Annotated in this window: 19 protein-coding genes; 10 read left to right on the top strand and 9 right to left on the bottom strand. The window is 54.7% G+C overall.

Translation table 11 applies throughout. The annotated features are described in order from the left end of the window. Positions 1 to 11: 11 nt before the first annotated feature. The 3 genes from MUU47_RS20350 to pgl form a co-directional block, all read right to left on the bottom strand. A complete protein-coding gene (locus tag MUU47_RS20350) occupies positions 12 to 485 on the bottom strand; it encodes a hypothetical protein (RefSeq protein ID WP_258990613.1) in 474 nt (157 codons plus the stop codon). Continuing rightward, a complete protein-coding gene (locus MUU47_RS20355; RefSeq protein WP_258989976.1) occupies positions 389 to 1618 on the bottom strand; it encodes a contractile injection system protein, VgrG/Pvc8 family in 1230 nt (409 codons plus the stop codon). The genes MUU47_RS20350 and MUU47_RS20355 overlap by 97 nt, the downstream gene beginning before the upstream one ends. Positions 1619 to 1989: 371 nt before the next feature. After that, positions 1990 to 2985, bottom strand: a complete 996-nt coding sequence (gene pgl / locus MUU47_RS20360; RefSeq protein WP_258989977.1) for a 6-phosphogluconolactonase — start codon at positions 2983 to 2985, stop codon at positions 1990 to 1992. A gap of 129 nt (positions 2986 to 3114) precedes the next feature. Between pgl and MUU47_RS20365 the strand changes: the two genes are divergently transcribed. After that, positions 3115 to 3933, top strand: coding sequence for a pyridoxal phosphatase (locus MUU47_RS20365; protein ID WP_258989978.1), 819 nt, complete (start codon positions 3115 to 3117; stop codon positions 3931 to 3933). Here the strand turns inward: MUU47_RS20365 and modC are convergent, their stop codons facing one another. The 4 genes from modC to MUU47_RS20385 form a co-directional block, all read right to left on the bottom strand. Continuing rightward, complete coding sequence (gene modC, locus MUU47_RS20370) at positions 3934 to 4992, bottom strand: molybdenum ABC transporter ATP-binding protein ModC (RefSeq protein ID WP_258989979.1); 1059 nt, start codon at positions 4990 to 4992, stop codon at positions 3934 to 3936. A gap of 2 nt (positions 4993 to 4994) precedes the next feature. Further along, complete coding sequence (modB, locus tag MUU47_RS20375; RefSeq protein WP_258989980.1) at positions 4995 to 5684, bottom strand: molybdate ABC transporter permease subunit; 690 nt, start codon at positions 5682 to 5684, stop codon at positions 4995 to 4997. Beyond that, complete coding sequence (gene modA, locus MUU47_RS20380) at positions 5681 to 6460, bottom strand: molybdate ABC transporter substrate-binding protein (RefSeq protein ID WP_258989981.1); 780 nt, start codon at positions 6458 to 6460, stop codon at positions 5681 to 5683. The genes modB and modA overlap by 4 nt, the downstream gene beginning before the upstream one ends. 166 nt (positions 6461 to 6626) lie before the next feature. Then, the gene (locus MUU47_RS20385) at positions 6627 to 6779 is read right to left on the bottom strand and encodes an AcrZ family multidrug efflux pump-associated protein (protein WP_159754232.1); all 153 of its coding nucleotides are present in this window, start codon (positions 6777 to 6779) and stop codon (positions 6627 to 6629) included. 127 nt (positions 6780 to 6906) lie between these two features. Here MUU47_RS20385 and modE point away from each other — a divergent pair, with 127 nt between their 5' ends. From modE to gpmA, 7 genes are all read left to right on the top strand, one after another. Then, positions 6907 to 7695 carry a molybdenum-dependent transcriptional regulator gene (gene modE / locus MUU47_RS20390; RefSeq protein ID WP_258989982.1) on the top strand — a complete coding sequence of 263 codons (789 nt, stop codon included), beginning with the start codon at positions 6907 to 6909 and terminating at the stop codon, positions 7693 to 7695. Positions 7696 to 7761: 66 nt separating this feature from the next. Beyond that, positions 7762 to 9231, top strand: a complete 1470-nt coding sequence (modF, locus tag MUU47_RS20395) for a molybdate ABC transporter ATP-binding protein ModF (RefSeq protein ID WP_258989984.1) — start codon at positions 7762 to 7764, stop codon at positions 9229 to 9231. A 211-nt stretch (positions 9232 to 9442) separates the two neighbouring features. Beyond that, positions 9443 to 10459, top strand: a complete 1017-nt coding sequence (galE, locus tag MUU47_RS20400; RefSeq protein WP_258989985.1) for a UDP-glucose 4-epimerase GalE — start codon at positions 9443 to 9445, stop codon at positions 10457 to 10459. Between the two features lie 9 nt (positions 10460 to 10468). Continuing rightward, positions 10469 to 11515 carry a galactose-1-phosphate uridylyltransferase gene (galT, locus tag MUU47_RS20405; RefSeq protein ID WP_258989986.1) on the top strand — a complete coding sequence of 349 codons (1047 nt, stop codon included), beginning with the start codon at positions 10469 to 10471 and terminating at the stop codon, positions 11513 to 11515. Positions 11516 to 11520: 5 nt separating this feature from the next. Beyond that, positions 11521 to 12669 carry a galactokinase gene (gene galK, locus MUU47_RS20410; RefSeq protein ID WP_159774118.1) on the top strand — a complete coding sequence of 383 codons (1149 nt, stop codon included), beginning with the start codon at positions 11521 to 11523 and terminating at the stop codon, positions 12667 to 12669. Next, on the top strand, positions 12663 to 13703 hold the full coding sequence (galM, locus tag MUU47_RS20415; protein WP_258989987.1) for a galactose-1-epimerase: 1041 nt from the start codon (positions 12663 to 12665) through the stop codon (positions 13701 to 13703). Before galK ends, galM begins: the two co-directional genes overlap by 7 nt. Before the next feature lie 203 nt (positions 13704 to 13906). After that, on the top strand, positions 13907 to 14659 hold the full coding sequence (gpmA, locus tag MUU47_RS20420) for a 2,3-diphosphoglycerate-dependent phosphoglycerate mutase (protein ID WP_110510067.1): 753 nt from the start codon (positions 13907 to 13909) through the stop codon (positions 14657 to 14659). A 125-nt stretch (positions 14660 to 14784) separates the two neighbouring features. Here the strand turns inward: gpmA and aroG are convergent, their stop codons facing one another. Beyond that, positions 14785 to 15837 (bottom strand): 3-deoxy-7-phosphoheptulonate synthase AroG, encoded by a 1053-nt coding sequence (gene aroG / locus MUU47_RS20425; RefSeq protein ID WP_159774122.1) that lies wholly within the window; start codon positions 15835 to 15837, stop codon positions 14785 to 14787. Positions 15838 to 16155: 318 nt separating this feature from the next. Between aroG and MUU47_RS20430 the strand changes: the two genes are divergently transcribed. Together MUU47_RS20430 and zitB are read left to right on the top strand one after the other, a co-directional pair. Further along, entirely contained in the window at positions 16156 to 16533 is a 378-nt protein-coding gene (locus tag MUU47_RS20430; RefSeq protein ID WP_258989988.1) for a YbgS-like family protein, read from the top strand. Between the two features lie 120 nt (positions 16534 to 16653). Further along, a complete protein-coding gene (gene zitB / locus MUU47_RS20435; RefSeq protein WP_258989990.1) occupies positions 16654 to 17598 on the top strand; it encodes a CDF family zinc transporter ZitB in 945 nt (314 codons plus the stop codon). Here the strand turns inward: zitB and pnuC are convergent. Then, positions 17595 to 18314, bottom strand: a complete 720-nt coding sequence (pnuC, locus tag MUU47_RS20440; protein WP_258989991.1) for a nicotinamide riboside transporter PnuC — start codon at positions 18312 to 18314, stop codon at positions 17595 to 17597. The genes zitB and pnuC overlap by 4 nt on opposite strands. Positions 18315 to 18326 lie beyond the last annotated feature (12 nt).

An 18326-nucleotide genomic window follows, 5' to 3' on the forward strand; every position in this document is an offset into this window, starting at 1 on the left:
GCGTTAAGTGATTAAAGAGGCCGTAACGGATAACGTTGCGGCCTCTTCATTTGTTCATAGGCTTTGTTATTAATATGCACGGTTGTGAAAATCCCAATACACAAAGATATGACCATAATGGCTATCACCATGAATAAAGCCATTCCGTGTGATAACTCACCCGTGGGGCCGGAATCATTAAATATACTGCTCCCAAATAGTGCGGCGAATGCAATCATAAATCCCGCATATCCCCCGTACTGCCAGGGCTGGGTATATTCCACATACAAGGACTCTGTGGATAACACCGTTAAACGTGATGACAGCGGGGTTATATCTAACCGGTTACTATCAGAGGCGGCGACTAGCTGGTCGCCCTGCGCGTATTTCACCGCCTCTGCCGCCAGCGTTAACGCCAGCCAACGATAACCCGGCGATTTTTCCCCAAACGACGTTTCCAGTTCCAGCCGGTTAGCCGCCAACTTAGCTTCGTCGAGCCCCTGCATAAGCGGGTATTTTTCCACTTTAGACAGACCGGTGTACCACAGTGTTTTCGGCGCGTTATCTGGGCCAGCCCCTCATCCGCATACGTCAGAATGCCCGCGCCGGTCAGCTTGTTCAGCGTCTGCTTTAACGTGTTTTGCTGATCGGTTTCCACATTGTCAGACCCCGCCGTCAGGGCGCTTTGCTGCAAGGTTCTCGCCAGTGACAGGGCTTTTTCCAGCTGCGCTACGGCCTCGGACATCACCGCGACTTCAGTCTTGTCCAACAGCGGGAAATGAAAGCCGTATGTGTCGCCCGCATACGGCCTGCCCAGACGCACCAGCGCACTTTCAAAACCTTCTCGCCGCTCATCGAGGTCAAAATCAAACTTCACGCGGTAGCGGCCTTGCGCATCCACCCCGGCGTAGGTTTTATCCCTCGCGATGGTGGCCACACGTGCGGGCACCGATCCGGCAATCACCGGACGCGCCAGCAATGCCGGTCGAAAACTGTAGCCATTAAGGTACGGTATGCCGCCCAGGACCGCGCGATAGTGCTCAGCCCGGCTACCGCTTATCGTCATCGATGAAATCAGGTACCCTGATTTAAAACTGTCGGGAATAGGTCCGGTTTCCTTCCATTGAATAATCATTTCCCGTCGCGGATAGGTGTGGCTCAGCTTATCGAAATCGATGTTGTAGCCGTCAAAATACCCGCTGTCATTCATCTGTTTCGTGACAAGTTCAGGAACCGACGCATCCATATAAACGGCAGAGCGATAGTTCCGGTCCAGCAGTGCCAGTTCGTGCTCCAGAACGCACTCATAAAACGCTTCATCGGCGGAGGATTTGATGCGGGAAAATGAGGTGATCACGCCATTAATATGTCGCACCGGTAGCCAGGGGGATTGTCCGTGCCAGGTTGCCTTGGGGTTAGGGGCGCGGAGAACAAACTCTGCCGTCTGGTTAAGCACAGCATTCATTGGGAGGTTTTGCTCAAGACTGGTGAAACGGAGAGTATAGCGATACGGCTGACTTAATGTCTCAATACCGGTAAAAGAATGAACATCAACCTGAATGTCTTTACTGTGGGGAAAAAACAATAAATAACGATTTAAAGTATCCTGCTGTTGAACCGTTCCAGATTGCCCTGCCATAGACAAATATCCTTTTTATATCTATCCGAGTTTAATAAAGAAGAATACGTCTGACACCTGATAATTAAAACACCATCCCATGGTGCAAAATTAGATATTGCAAGAAAATAAATTCACAAAAACAATAAATAGACACCAAACCAATCACGATAAAAATATAAAAATCATAATGAAATACGAATAGGGCGACCCCCTACAATAACCACCGCACAATAAACGCGAACTTAAAGACTGGCATCATCGAAATAAAGAAGGCCGTAACGTAACCCGTTACGGCCTTATTCAATAACCCAGCAGAAAAATCATGGCGCAAAAGCGAGATTTTTCTTTTTCTGTCGGGTGACGCTACGTTTACCCGACCTACAATAGAATCAGTGGGCGTTAACCACTACCCACATCGGGCCCTGGCCCACCGCATAACGTCCCTTCTCTTCCAGCAGCCCCTGCTCGCCTTTGATTTCATAGACCGCAAGGTGATGTGATTTCTGGCCTACCGCCAGCAGGTATTTCCCGCTGTGATCGACGTTGAAGCCACGCGGCTGCGTCTCGGTCGGCTGGAAGCCCTGCACTTCAAGAACGCTTCCGTCTTCAGAAATAGTGAACACCGTCAGCGTGCTGGAGGTGCGGTCGCAGGTATACAGATGACGTCCGTCCGGGGTGATGTGGATGTCTGCCGCCCAGCGAGTGTCGGTAAAATCTGGCGGCATCATATCCAGCGTTTGCACGCATTCGATTTCACCATGCGGGTCACTCAGTTCCCACACGTCAACGCTGCTGTTCAGCTCATTCACGCAGTAAGCGTATTGCTGATTCGGATGGAATGCCATATGACGCGGGCCTGCACCTTCGACGGTGGTCACTTCCGCTGGAGTTTGCGCGACCAGTTTGCCGTCGTCGCTCAGCGTAAACAGGCAGATGCGATCCTGCTTCAGCGCTGGCACCCACAGCGTGCGGTTGTCCGGCGTGATGTTCGCCGAGTGGCAGCCTTCGAGGCCTTCGACCACGTCAACCACGCCCACCGGCAAACCTTCTTCCAGACGCGTCACGCTGACGCAGGCCTGGTTATAAGAGCCGCTGAACAGGAATTTACCGGAATGGTCGGTGGAAATATGGGTCGGGCTGCCCGGCAGCGCAGACTCACCGGCAAACGTCAGCGCGCCATCGTCCGGGGCAATGCGGTAGGCTAATACGCGAAACTCCGGGCGAACACCAACGTACAGATAACGCTTGTCCGGGCTGATAACCATCGGCTGGACCTGACCTGGAACATCGACCACCTGTACCAGGGTCAGTTTGCCGTCCTGATGGAGGCTCCAGACGTGGATCTGCTGGCTTTCCGGACTCGCGGTATATACGGTTTGTTTCATGAAAACTCCTTTCCTTAGTGCACGTGGAAGCAAATTAACAGGATAGTTAGTGCTGAAAAATTTGCCCTGCGCGCGCTGCGGTGTACCATCGTGAGCTGCATATTTTTCAACATTAACCTGGATGACAACATGACATCACGCGTGATAGCCCTGGATTTAGACGGCACCCTGCTGACCTCAACGAAAACCATTCTTCCGCAATCGCTTGAAGCGCTGTCGCGCGCGAAAGAAGCGGGCTATCAGATTCTGATCGTGACCGGCCGACATCACGTTGCTATCCATCCTTTTTATCAGGCACTGGCGCTGGATACACCTGCAATTTGCTGCAACGGGACTTATTTGTATGATTATCAGGCAAAAAAGGTTCTGGAAGGCGATCCGATGCCTGTCGAAAAAGCCCATGCGCTGGTGAACCTGCTGGCGGAGCACAACATTCACGGCCTGATGTACGTGGATGACACCATGATGTACGAAGAGGCTACCGGGCACGTGACGCGCACGCTGAACTGGGCGCAGAAGCTGCCAGAAGAACAGCGCCCTTCCTTTACGCAGGTCGATTCTCTGATTCAGGCGGCGCAGAATGTGAAATCGGTCTGGAAATTCGCCCTGACCGACGAAGACACACAAAAGCTGAACACTTTCGCCAACCTTGCAGCCCAGACGCTGGATTTGGAATGTGAATGGTCGTGGCACGATCAGGTCGATATTGCGCGTAAGGGCAACAGCAAAGGCTACCGCCTGGCGCGTTGGGTCGAATCTCAGGGTTTATCAATGAAGGATGTGATCGCGTTTGGCGATAACTTTAACGACATCAGTATGCTCGAAGCGGCAGGAACCGGCGTGGCGATGGGCAATGCCGATGACGCGGTAAAAGCCCGAGCCAACGTGGTGATTGGCGACAACTCGACTCACAGCATCGCCGAATATATCTACACCCACCTGCTGTAATCAGGCACTGATCGACACGCTTTTTATCTGTGCATACAGCCACTGGCCTGGCTTCACCGCCAGGTCATCGCGAGCCCACGGGCTGATGCGCGCCCACAGCGTACGGCCGCCCACTTCAAGCTGCACTTCCACCTGGCCGTTATTGTCATAGCACTGCACCACCTTTGCGCGCAGCACGTTGCGGATACTGGTTTGAACCGGCGGTTGTAACACCAGTGACACGTCGGACGCCTGAACGCGAATACGCACCGACGACTGTACCGGCTGCTCGAGTTTATTGACCCACAGATGCTGATCGCCCAGCGCCAGTGCCGTCATCGCGTAATGCGGATGGTGTTCCAGTACGGTGACTTTCAACACGCTGCTCTGCTGATCCTGGGGCAGCCACGGATGCATCACGCTGCTGCCCCAGACATCCTCCAGATTGCCAAACGCTTTCACATTTCCGTCTTCCAGCACCAGCACTTTATCAGCCAGATGCAGAATTTCTTCCAGCGAGTGGCTGACGTAGAGCATCGGAATGTTGATTTCGCGGGCCAGGCGCTGCAAATACGGCAGCAGCTCACGCTTGCGAGGAATATCCAGCGAGGCCAGTGGTTCGTCGAGTAGCAGCAACTCCGGCGCGGTCAGCAGCGCACGACCAATCGCCACGCGCTGTTTTTCACCGCCGGACAGGCCTCCGGGCAGACGGTCGAGCAGCGCTTCGATGCCGAGCAGCGACACCATTTTGTCGAACTGTCCGGCCATGCTTTTCGCCATGCCGTAGCGCAAATTGCCGCGCACTTTGTAGTGTGGGAACAGGCGCGCATCCTGAAACACGTAACCGATGCGGCGTTTTTCCGGCGACAGACAAATCTTTTTCTCGGTGTCGTTTAAAACACGATTGTTGAGGACAATTCGCCCCTGCTGGGGTTTTGTCAGCCCGCTGATGGCGTTGATCAGCGACGTTTTCCCGGCACCTGACACGCCGAACACGGCGGTTATCCCGACAGCGGGAAGGGATTCATTGATGCTCAGGCAGTGATTGCCCAGCGTCTGGGTGAAATTGAGTTCCAGCATGATTATTTCCCCGTCCGTTCGCGGCTCAGTTTCGCCAGCCATTCTGATATCAGCAGGGAAACCAGCGCCAGCACGATGGAAATCAGGCACAGCCGCGCGGCCGCGCCTTCACCGCCCGGGGTCTGGATCAGGGTATACATCGCAGAAGGAATGGTGCGCGTTTCGCCCGGAATGTTCGACACAAAGGTAATCGTGGCCCCAAATTCGCCGAGCGAACGGGCAAAGGCCAGCACGGTCCCGACGATAATGCCCGGCAGCATCAGCGGCAGCGTGATGGTGAAAAACACCCGCCAGCGCCCTGCTCCGAGCGTACGTGCCGCCTGCTCAAGCTTGATATCGACGCCTTCCAGCGCGAGACGAATGGCACGCACCATCAGCGGGAACGACATCACCGCGGCGGCGAGCACCGCGCCGCGCCAGCTAAAGGCAAAGGTCAGACCAAACCAGTCGTACAGCCAGGCGCCGATAAAACCGCGCCGCCCCATCGCAATCAGCAATAAATAACCGACCACAACCGGGGGTAACACCAGAGGAAGATGGATGAGGCTGTCGAGCAGCGCTTTGCCTGGAAAATTACGCCGCACCAGCAGCCAGGCAAAGAAGATCCCAAAGGGTAAGCTGAACACCACCGCCAGGGATGAGACTTTCAGGCTCAGCATTACCGCCTGCCATTCGGGATCGCTCAGTATCATTCGTGCGTCGTAAATCCGTACTGTTTAAAGATGGCCGCTGCCTGCGGGCCTTTCAGATAATCGTAGAAAGCGTTTACCGTGGCGTTATTATGCCCGTCGGTGATGGCCATCGGGTATTCCACTTTTTTATGGGAATCCTCGGGGAAGGTTCCGACAACTTTAACGCCTTTGCTGGCTACGGCATCAGAACCGTAAACGATGCCCAGCGGCGCTTCGTTACGTTCCACCAGCGCCAGTGCACCGCGCACGTCTTCGGCCGGAGCCAGTTTCGGTGACAGGGTATCCCATGCGCCAAGCTTGGTCAGCGCTTCTTTGGCGTAGATGCCCGCCGGAACGTGGTCCGGATCGCCTACTGCCATGCGGCCGCCTTTCAACAGGCTGGTCCAGTTGGTTTTCGCATCAATGGTGAATTCGCCCTGCTCGCTGGCTTTCGGCGCGACCACCACCAGGCTGTTGCCGAGCAGCGTTTTACGGGTCGCCGTATCAATGGCTTTTTTCTCTACCGCGTAATCCATCCACTTCTGGTCAGCAGAAATAAACAGGTCGGCTGGCGCACCCGCTTCAATCTGGCGCGCCAGGGTCGAGGAGGAAGCAAAAGAAGATACGACATCAACGTTCTTCTCTTTTTTATATTCTTTAGCAATGTCCTGCATCGCGTTGGTGAGCGAGGCGGCTGCGAAAACGGTAATTTTGCCTGTATCTGCCGCCGCAGCGTGACCAACAACCGCAAGGGATAATGTAGCGCCCGCAAAAAGGCGTAACCATGTACGTTCCATCTGTAACTCCTGTGAGTATCGTTATGTACTCAATAATATAACGATAACAGTAGGGTTTTCCCAGCGCAAAATGGCGGTTCTTCTGAGGTACTATCGGCAGTAAGAAGAGGAACTTAAATGAGAAGAGAGAATAAAAAAACGCCCGGCGGTGCCGGGCGTCTCGAAATCAATGGTTTTGCTGGCGGCCATTTTCTTTGTGGCCAACGTTCGACAGAACGTTAAATACTTCACCCAGACCGTAAATCAGCCCCAGGATGATAGCCATCACCACGGGAACCATGATTAAGGCAAATACCAGACTTTTCAACAACTCTAACATGGTCAGCTCCAGACATTGTGATTCCTTCATTGTAACCCGATAATCAGGAAATTCACTCCCCTTTTGTGCGGTGCCCTGTGCAATAATATCGCTGTGCGAACCCCTAACATCAGAGCAGGACATTGATATGCAGGCCGAAATTCTTCTTACCCTAAAACTCCGGCAGCGTCTTTTCGCCGATCCGCGGCGTATATCATTGCTGAAGCAGATAGCCATTACCGGCTCCATCAGCCAGGGGGCAAAGAATGCCGGGATCAGCTACAAGAGCGCCTGGGACGCCATCAATGAAATGAATCAACTGAGCGAACAGCCGCTGGTTGACCGTGCGACCGGGGGCAAAGGCGGTGGCGGCGCGGTTCTCACCCGCTACGGCCAGCGCCTGATTCAGCTCTACGACCTGCTCGCACAAATTCAGCAGAAAGCGTTCGACGTGCTCAGCGATGACGACGCTCTGCCGCTGAACAGCCTGCTGGCCGCCATTTCGCGCTTTTCCCTGCAAACCAGCGCCCGTAATCAATGGTTCGGTACCATCACCCGTCGCGACCACCAGCAGGTGCAGGAGCATGTCGACGTGCTGCTTGCCGACGGCGAAACCCGCCTGAAAGTGGCGATCACTTCCCAAAGCGGTGAACGTCTTGGCCTGGAAGAAGGCAAAGAAGTGCTGGTGCTGTTGAAAGCGCCCTGGGTGGGCATTACGCGTGATGCAAAGATTGCGCAAGCCGCCGACAATCAGCTCGCCGGCGTTATCAGCCATATCGAGCGCGGCAGCGCGCAATGCGAGGTGCTGATGACCCTGCCCGACGGACAGGTGCTTTGCTCGACGATGACAATGGAAGAAGCACAGGATTTACACGAAGGTGAATCGGCCCTCGCGTGGTTTAACGCCGACCGGGTTATCCTCGCCACCCTCTGCTGATGGCTTGACTTTAGCCTCCAGAAGACGTATCCCTGATAAAAATCGCTGCAATAAACGGGATACACAATGTCATCATTGCAAATTTCGCAAGGCACGTTTCGTCTTAGCGATACTAAAACCCTCTCCATTGAGAATTTAACGCTGCGCTCGGGCGAGTCCTGGGCGTTTGTCGGCAGCAACGGCAGCGGAAAATCTGCGCTGGCGCGAGCGCTGTCGGGCGAACTGACACTGTTGTCCGGCGGGCGTGAAAGCGCGTTCACGCGGACCACTCGCCTTTCATTCGAACAGCTGCAAAAACTGGTCAGTGACGAATGGCAACGCAACAATACCGATTTGCTCAGCCCTGGCGAAGATGACACCGGCCGCACTGCCGCAGAAATCATTCAGGAAGACGTGAAAGATGCAGCGCGCTGCCAGGCGCTCGCCAGTCGCTTTGGCATTAGCTACTTACTGGAACGCCGCTTTAAATACCTTTCCACCGGTGAAACCCGCAAAACGCTGCTGTGCCAGGCGCTGATGAGCAACCCCGATTTGCTGATCCTCGACGAACCGTTTGACGGGCTGGACGTGGCCTCGCGTCAGGCGCTGGCGGAACTGCTGGCAACGCTGCATCACGACGGCATCACCCTGGTGCTGGTGTTGAATCGCTTCGATGAGATCCCTGATTTCGTACAATTTGCAGGCGTGCTCGCTGACTGTACGCTGCTGGAAACCGGCACCAAAAAAGCGCTGCTTGAGCAGGCGCTGGTCGCCCAACTGGCGCACAGTGAAAAACTGACCGGTATTGCGCTGCCAGAACCCGATGCACCGTCTGCACGCCTTTCGCTTCCGGAAGATGAGCCGCGAATTGTGCTCAATCACGGCTGTGTGTCGTATAACGACAAACCCATCATCGACGACCTGAGCTGGACGGTAAACGCCGGCGAACACTGGCAGATTGTCGGCCCGAACGGCGCCGGGAAATCTACCCTGTTGAGCCTGGTCACCGGCGATCATCCGCAGGGCTACAGCAACGATTTGACGCTGTTTGGCCGTCGGCGCGGTAGCGGGGAAACCATCTGGGATATCAAAAAACATATCGGTTATGTCAGCAGCAGCCTGCATCTGGATTACCGCGTCAGCACCAACGTGCGTAACGTTATCCTCTCCGGTTTTTTCGATTCCATTGGGATTTATCAGGCGGTATCTGACAAGCAGCACAAGCTGGCTCAGGGCTGGCTGGAAATTCTGGGCATCGACAACCGCACCGCTGATACCCCCTTCCATAGCCTGTCGTGGGGACAACAGCGGCTGGCGTTGATCGTTCGCGCACTGGTGAAGCACCCCACTCTGCTGATTCTGGATGAACCGCTTCAGGGACTGGATCCGCTCAATCGCCAGCTGGTACGGCGCTTTATCGACGTTTTGATTGGTGAAGGCAAAACCCAGCTGCTGTTCGTGTCACACCACGCCGAAGACGCGCCGGATTGCATTACGCATCGTCTGGAATTTGTGTCACAGACGGAAGGCTACGTCTACGCCGTCGGTCCTTTGTAACTCTTATGCCCGCATCGGGAGCCTCGTGCTCCCGCTTTTCGGATAAAGAGTATCCCCCCTTCGTACCTGCCTTGATTTATAATGCAAAACGTTCGGCATTCAGGATGGAAACTGGCTGTGTAAACGATTCCACTAATCTATTCCATGTCACACTTTTTGCATCTCTGTTATGCTAGTCTTATTACATACCATAAGCCTGATGGAGCGAAAAATGAGAGTACTGGTTACGGGTGGTAGCGGTTACATAGGCAGTCATACTTGCGTGCAATTACTGAAACAAGGCCACGACGTCATCATTCTGGATAACCTCTGTAACAGTAAGCGCAGCGTGTTACCGGTGATTGAACGCCTGGCAGGCAAACAGGCCGTTTTCGTAGAAGGCGATATTCGCAACGAAGCGCTGATGACCGAAGTATTGCACGATCACGCGATTGACACCGTTATCCATTTCGCCGGGCTGAAAGCCGTGGGCGAGTCCGTCGAGAAGCCGCTGGAATACTACGATAACAACGTTAACGGAACCCTGCGGTTAATCGCCGCCATGCGCGCCGCGAACGTTAAAAATTTCATTTTCAGCTCTTCCGCCACCGTCTACGGTGACCAGCCAAAAATCCCATACGCTGAAAGTTTCCCTACCGGCACCCCACAAAGCCCGTACGGCAAAAGCAAACTGATGGTTGAACAAATCCTGACCGACCTGCAAAAAGCGCAGCCGGAATGGAGCATTGCGCTGCTGCGCTACTTCAACCCGGTTGGGGCGCATCCGTCAGGCGATATGGGTGAAGACCCTCAGGGCATTCCGAATAACCTGATGCCGTATATCGCGCAGGTTGCCGTCGGTCGTCGTGAATCGCTGGCCATTTTTGGTAACGACTACCCGACCGAAGACGGCACCGGCGTGCGCGACTATATCCACGTGATGGACCTGGCCGACGGCCACGTTACCGCGATGGAAAAACTGGCTGAAAAACCAGGCGTACACATTTACAACCTCGGTGCCGGCGTCGGCAGCAGCGTGCTGGACGTGGTTAACGCCTTCAGCAAAGCCTGCGGCAAACCGGTCAATCATCACTTCGCCCCGCGTCGCGATGGCGATCTCCCGGCCTATTGGGCCGATGCGAGCAAAGCTGACCGCGAACTCGGCTGGCATGTTACCCGTACTCTCGACGAAATGGCGCAGGATACCTGGCACTGGCAATCGCGTCATCCGCAGGGTTACACCGACTAAGGACCTGTCATGACGCAATTTAACCCCGTCGATCATCCGCACCGCCGTTTTAACCCGTTAACCGGGCAGTGGATCCTCGTCTCTCCGCACCGCGCAAAGCGTCCCTGGCAGGGGGCGCAAGAAACGCCTGCCAAACAAACGCTGCCGAAACACTCCCCTGACTGTTTCCTGTGTCCAGGCAATACCCGCGTCACTGGCGATACCAACCCCCAGTACACCGGTACTTACGTGTTTACCAACGACTTTGCCGCGCTGATGACCGATACGCCAGACGCACCGCAAAACGTCGATCCGCTGATGCGCAGTGAAAGCGCTCGCGGCACCAGTCGCGTTATTTGCTTCTCACCCGATCACAGCAAAACGCTGCCTGAACTGAGCGTCAGCGCGCTGGAAGAAGTGGTTCAAACCTGGCAGCAGCAGACGGCGGAGTTGGGTGAGCAGTATCCATGGGTGCAGGTTTTTGAGAATAAAGGCGCGGCGATGGGCTGCTCCAACCCGCATCCGCACGGCCAGGTTTGGGCTAACAGCTTTTTACCGAACGAAGCCGAGCGCGAAGACCGACTGCAAAAGGCCTATCTCGACGAGCAGGGTTCGCCGATGCTGGTCGACTATGCGCAGCGTGAACTGGCTGACGGCAGCCGGACCATCCTCGAAACCGATCACTGGCTGGCGGTGGTGCCCTACTGGGCTGCCTGGCCGTTCGAAACGCTGCTGCTGCCAAAAGCGCATGTGCTGCGTATTACCGATTTAACCGATGCTCAACGCAGTGATTTGGCGTTAGCGTTGAAAAAACTGACCAGCCGTTACGACAACCTGTTCCAGTGCTCCTTCCCTTACTCGATGGGCTGGCACGGCGCGCCGTTCAATGGCGAAGATAATTCTCATTGGCAGCTCCACGCCCATTTCTATCCGCCGCTGCTGCGCTCGGCCACCGTGCGCAAATTCATGGTCGGCTATGAAATGCTGGCAGAAACCCAGCGCGACCTGACGGCAGAACAAGCCGCCGAACGTCTGCGCGCCGTCAGTGACGTCCACTATCGCGAATCAGGAGTATAAAAATAATGAGTCTGAAAGAGAAAACCCTGTCCCTGTTTGCTGAAAAATTTGGCTACCCTGCCAACCATACAATTCAGGCGCCTGGCCGCGTGAACCTGATCGGCGAACACACCGACTACAACGATGGTTTCGTGCTGCCCTGCGCCATTGATTACCAGACGGTGATCAGCTGCTCGCCGCGTGAAGACAGAACCGTGCGTGTCATCGCAGCCGATTACGAAAACCAGACCGACGAATTCTCGCTTGATGCGCCAATCATCAGCCACGATACCCAGCAGTGGTCCAACTACGTGCGCGGCGTGGTGAAACATCTGCAAAAGCGCAACCGCAATTTCGGCGGTGTAGATATGGTCATCAGCGGCGACGTGCCGCAGGGCGCTGGCCTGAGCTCTTCTGCATCGCTGGAAGTGGCGGTCGGTACTGTTTTCCAGCAGCTGTACCATCTGCCGCTCGACGGCGCGCAAATTGCGCTGAACGGTCAGGAAGCGGAGAACCAGTTTGTCGGCTGTAACTGCGGCATTATGGATCAACTGATTTCAGCCCTGGGTAAGAAAGATCACGCGCTGTTGCTGGACTGTCGCTCGCTCGGAACCAAAGCCGTATCGATGCCGAAAGGCGCGGCGGTTATCATCATTAACAGTAATTTCAAACGCACCCTGGTTGGCAGCGAGTACAACACCCGCCGCGAGCAGTGTGAAACCGGCGCCCGCTTCTTCCAGCAGCCTGCTTTGCGCGATGTGTCGCTGGAAAAATTCAACGCCGTGGCGCATGAGCTGGACCCTATCGTTGCCAAACGCGTGCGTCACGTACTGACCGAAAACGCCCGCACCGTCGAAGCCGCGTCCGCGCTGGAAAAAGGCGACCTGAAACGCATGGGCGAACTGATGGCAGAGTCACACGCGTCAATGCGCGATGATTTTGAAATCACCGTTCCACAGATTGATACGCTGGTCGAGATTGTGAAAGCCACTATCGGCGATCAGGGCGGTGTGCGTATGACCGGCGGTGGTTTTGGCGGCTGCATCGTGGCGCTGGTACCAGAAGCGCTGGTGCCGACGGTGAAAGAGGCCGTCGCTAAGCAATACGAAGCGAAAACCGGCATCAAAGAAACCTTCTACGTCTGCAAAGCATCACAAGGAGCGGGCCAGTGCTAAAAGAAATTCCCACTCTGGCGCCAGATGGCCTGCCCTTCCGCCTGCTGACCCTACGCAATAGCGCGGGGATGGTAGTGACATTAATGGACTGGGGTGCAACGCTGTTGTCCGCGCGCATTCCGATGCAGGACAGTTCGGTACGCGAAGCTCTTCTCGGCTGCGCCAGCCCGGAACAGTATCCGCAGCAGGCGGCGTTTTTGGGTGCGTCGATTGGCCGTTACGCCAACCGTATCGCCGACAGCCGTTTTACCCTCACCGGCACGACCTATGAACTGGCCCCGAGTCAGGGCCCGAACCAGCTGCACGGTGGCCCGGAAGGGTTTGATAAGCGTCGCTGGCAGGTTGTGAATCAGAATGATGAATCAGTGTTGTTCGCGCTGGAATCTGCCGATGGTGACCAGGGTTTCCCAGGAAATCTTAGCGCCACGGTGCATTACCGTCTGACCGAAGACAACCGTATTGCCATTGAATACCGTGCCACGGTGGATAAAGCCTGCCCGGTAAACCTGACCAACCACGTCTATTTCAACCTTGATGGTGATCAGAGCGATGTGCGCAAGCATAAGCTGCACATTGCGGCAGAGGCATATCTGCCGGTAGATAACATGGGCATTCCGCGCACCGGTCTGAAAGACGTGGCGCAAACCAGCTTCGATTTCCGCCAGCCCAAAATCATTGCCAGCGAGTTCCTGAGCGATGACGATCAGCGTCAGATGAAAGGCTACGACCATGCCTTTTTACTCTCGACCCAGGGCGAACTGTCGCAGGCCGCCGCGACCGTCTGGTCTGCGGATGAAAAGCTGCAGCTGAAAGTCTACACCACCGCGCCGGCGCTTCAGTTCTACACCGGTAATTATCTCGGCGGCACACTGTCGCGTGAAACCGAGCCGTATGCCGACTGGCAAGGGCTGGCGCTGGAAAGCGAATGTCTGCCTGACAGCCCAAATCACCCGGAATTCCCACAGCCAGACTGCGTGCTGCTGCCGGGGGAAGAATACGTCAGCATCACCGAATACCAGTTTACCTCGTTGTAATCTCTGCCCTCCGTCCGGAGGGCTTTTTTTCGCCAGATTGCTGAAAGTAGCGCCAGTCACCGACAAAAAGACAACGTCCAATTCACAAGCCGCTTACACTACGTCGCTATTTTCGCTATGGTTAAGGATAAGCGTTGCCGTCCGTCGCGAGGCGGCAATATAATGAGAATTGTTATCATTCAATCTAGTTCAGGAGTAACGGTATGGCTGTAACTAAGCTTGTGCTTGTTCGCCACGGCGAAAGCCAGTGGAATAATGAAAACCGCTTCACCGGTTGGTATGATGTTGATCTGTCTGAGAAAGGTGTTGGCGAAGCGAAAGCAGCAGGGAAACTGTTGAAGGACGAAGGCTTCAGCTTTGATTTTGCTTACACCTCTGTGCTGAAACGTGCCATCCACACCCTGTGGAACGTACTGGACGAACTGGACCAGGCCTGGCTGCCGGTTGAGAAATCCTGGAAACTGAACGAGCGTCACTACGGTGCGCTGCAGGGTCTGAACAAAGCAGAAACCGCTGAAAAATACGGTGATGAGCAGGTTAAGCAGTGGCGTCGTGGTTTTGCCATCACCCCGCCAGAACTGACCAAAGATGACGAGCGTTACCCGGGCCACGATCCGCGCTACGCGCAGCTGACCGACAAAGAGCTGCCGGTAACAGAAAGCCTGGCGCTGACTATCGACAGGGTTGTGCCTTACTGGAACGAAACCATTCTGCCACGCCTGAAAAGCGGCGAGCGCGTGATCATCGCCGCTCACGGTAACTCCCTGCGTGCCCTGGTGAAATACCTGGACCACATGGGTGAAGACGAAATTCTCGAACTGAACATCCCAACTGGCGTACCGCTGGTGTATGAGTTCGACGAAAACTTCAAGCCTATCAAACACTACTATCTGGGTAATGCTGACGAAATCGCTGCTAAAGCAGCTGCCGTTGCGAACCAGGGTAAAGCGAAGTAAGTTTTCGCCAGGCGTAAAAAAAGCGTGGAGCGTTCCACGCTTTTTTATGGTTCATCGCGGTTAAGCGTGAACCTTTTTTATTGCCCGCTATTCCGCAATTCCGCCCGTTTTACCGGGCATTAAGCTTATCCGCGACGCGCTTTAACGGCGTTAGCCAGCTGGCGCAGCACCGCGTCGGTGTCGTCCCAGCCAATGCAGGCATCGGTGATGCTTTTGCCGTAGGTCAGCGGCTCACCGCCTTCCAGATTCTGGTTACCTTCCACCAGATGGCTTTCAATCATCACGCCGACAATCGCTTTCTCGCCAGAAGCAATCTGACCCGAAACGTCGGTCGCCACGTCCATCTGCTTTTTGAATTGCTTGCTGGAGTTGGCGTGACTGAAATCGATCATCACCTGCGATGGCAGGCCTGCTTTCTGCAGCCCTTCTTTGACCATTGCCACGTGATGCGCGCTATAGTTTGGCTCTTTACCACCACGCAGGATGATGTGGCAGTCGCCATTCCCGCTGGTGTTCACAATCGCCGAATGGCCCCACTTGGTGACCGACAGGAAACAGTGCGGCGCACCGGCAGCATTGATCGCGTCAATCGCCACTTTAATGGTGCCATCAGTACCGTTCTTGAAACCAACCGGGCAGGAAAGACCGGAAGCCAGTTCACGATGAACCTGAGATTCCGTCGTGCGCGCACCGATTGCGCCCCAGCTCATCAGGTCAGCCATGTACTGCGGGGTAATCATGTCGAGGAACTCACCCGCCGCTGGCAAACCGCTGTCGTTGATTTCCAGCAGCAGCTTACGCGCAATACGCAGGCCGTCGTTGATCTGGAAGCTGTTGTCCATGTGCGGATCGTTAATCAGCCCTTTCCAGCCCACGGTGGTACGCGGCTTCTCGAAATAGACGCGCATGACAATTTCCAGCTCGCCTTTCAGCTCATCGCGCAGCGTGAGCAGACGGTTCGCGTATTCCTTCGCCGCCACAGGATCGTGAATCGAGCACGGACCAATCACCACCAGCAGGCGATCGTCGTTACCTTTGAGGATCTTGTGGATCGCTTTACGGGCGTGAGACACCGTATTGGCCGCATTCTCAGTGGCAGGGAATTTCTCAAGGAGCGCTACAGGAGGTAATAACTCATTGATCTCTTTAATGCGTAAGTCGTCGTTCTGATAATTCATGATCTTTCCAGCGTTGCCATACTTATATAATTGAGTGCAATGCCTTCAATCTAACTTGTCGGCCTGAAAGTGTAAACGGGCTTTTACACTCGAGCAGGATAATTCCTGGAATCCCCCTGAAAAACGCCAGAAAGTAGCGAGAAGTGAGATGTCCGCTACACTTTTTAAGTGTAAATCCTGAGATTTGAATCTTTAACGGGATTCCAGTCTGACATAAATCAGTATTGCGGAATCTTTAGCCATGGCGCGACGCGCACAGGCAGTTATGCACTGTTGGAAGAAGTTATCCGACCTAACGACCATAACAGGAGCATCCCCATGAAAAACAATACACTGGCAACGCTTTTCCTGACAGCAACCCTTTCGATGATGAGCGGGGCGGCTTTCGCTGCCGACAGCGCTTCCGATAACAACGGCCAGGCGAACTCTGCGGCCGATGCGGGTCAGATGGCACCCGATGCCCATCAGAATATTGCGCCAAATGGCGTCGATAACAGCAATGTGAACACGCAGTCCAGCGGCACCATGTTGCACCCGAACGGATCCAGCAGTGATGCGCAGCACATGAGCAAAGATGAGATCCACAAAAACTCGATGTGTAAAGACGGTAAGTGCCCTGATATCAATAAGAAAGTTGAAACCGGTGACGGCATGAACAACGATGTGAATACCAAAACTGATGGTACGACGCAGTAATCCCTGTTCCGCCCTACCCCAAAAAGGAGAGCCCTGCTCTCCTTTATTATTTGTATGCGAAATGGCGAAATATCTGTAATCATGTCATGCACTAACACTTAAATTTTGCAGGATTTGTGTATGGCGCATTCACATTCCCACACCCCATCACCGCAGACCGATAACGGCAACGCTCGCCGTTTGCTACTGGCGTTCCTCATTACCGCAGGCTTTATGGTAGTCGAAGTGATCGGCGGGCTTATCTCCGGTTCACTGGCGCTGCTGGCCGATGCCGGGCACATGCTGACCGACGCCGCCGCGTTGATGTTCGCACTGATGGCGGTGCATTTCGCTCGCCGACCACCGAATTCACGCCACACCTTTGGCTGGATGCGACTGACGACCCTCGCTGCGTTTGTGAACGCGATCGCTTTGGTATTGATAACGGTCCTGATTGTCTGGGAAGCGATCGTGCGTTTCCGCCATCCGCAGCCTGTCGCTGGCGCAACCATGATGGTCATCGCCGTGGCGGGTCTGTTAGCCAATATTCTGTCGTTCTGGATTTTGCATCGCGGGAGCGAGGAGAAAAACCTGAACGTGCGCGCCGCGGCCCTGCATGTTCTCGGTGATTTGCTCGGTTCTGTGGGAGCAATTGTCGCGGCCATCGTCATCCTGACCACCGGCTGGACGCCCATTGACCCGATTTTGTCTATTCTGGTGTCATGCCTGGTGCTGCGCAGCGCCTGGCAACTGCTGAAAGAGAGCGTGAATGAACTGCTGGAAGGTGCGCCCGGCTCGCTGGATATTAGCGCGCTCAAGCGCGGGCTGCGCCGCGAAATCCCGGAAGTTCGCGATGTGCATCATGTTCACATCTGGCTGGTCGGTGAAAAACCGGTGATGACCTTACACGTGCACGTGATCCCGCCGCACGATCACGACGGGCTGCTGGATAAAATTCAGCACTATCTGGAACATAATTACCAGATAGCGCATGCCACTATCCAGATGGAATATCAGCCCTGCAGCGGCCCAGAATGCCATCTTCACGAGGCACAGGCCGAACACGCGCATCATCACCATCATTAATGGTAAAGCGCGCGAGAGCCTCGTTCACGCGCGCTATTTATCCACATCCGACTCCCATTCAGTGCGATAAACGTCAGCAGAAGATATTCTAGCGACATCGCATACACACCCTGTCGCGCAAAAATCACCACGCTGATAACGTTGATAATCACCCACAGTAGCCAGTTTTCGACGTATTTGCGGGTCATCAGGATCATCGCCACAATCGACAACACCATCATGCAGGAATCCCAGAACGGGAAGGCATCCGGCTGCAGTTCAGGCATCGCGACGTTAAGCCCCACGGTTTGCATGATAGAAACCGCCACACGAGTCAGGAAAGCAAAAACAGGATTGATAAACACCGTCATCAGCCCGATGGCCACCACGCACACCGCCAGCCAGCCAAGCGCTTTGCGTAATGGCAGCCAGCGGATTTGCAATTCAGCCTGATTCTGGCTGGTTTGCCGCGACCACGCGTACCAGCCGTAGATATTCGCCACGAAGAAAAACAGCTGCAGTAATAGGCTGGCATAGAGTTGAATCTGGTAGAAGATTATCGCAAACAGCGTGACGTTCAGCAGGCCAAACGCGTAGTTGCTGATTTTCTCAAGGCTGGCAAGCCAGATACAGAGCAGGCCGGCCACGGTTCCTACCGCTTCAATCCACGACAGATCATAACCGCCAGTGCCAATCGGGATATGTATCAGAATGTTTTGTGTACTGAAGAAATCCATTTTATCTCCGTC

It is taken from the genome of Scandinavium hiltneri (assembly GCF_024764835.1).
Taxonomy (GTDB): Bacteria; Pseudomonadota; Gammaproteobacteria; order Enterobacterales; family Enterobacteriaceae; genus Scandinavium; species Scandinavium hiltneri.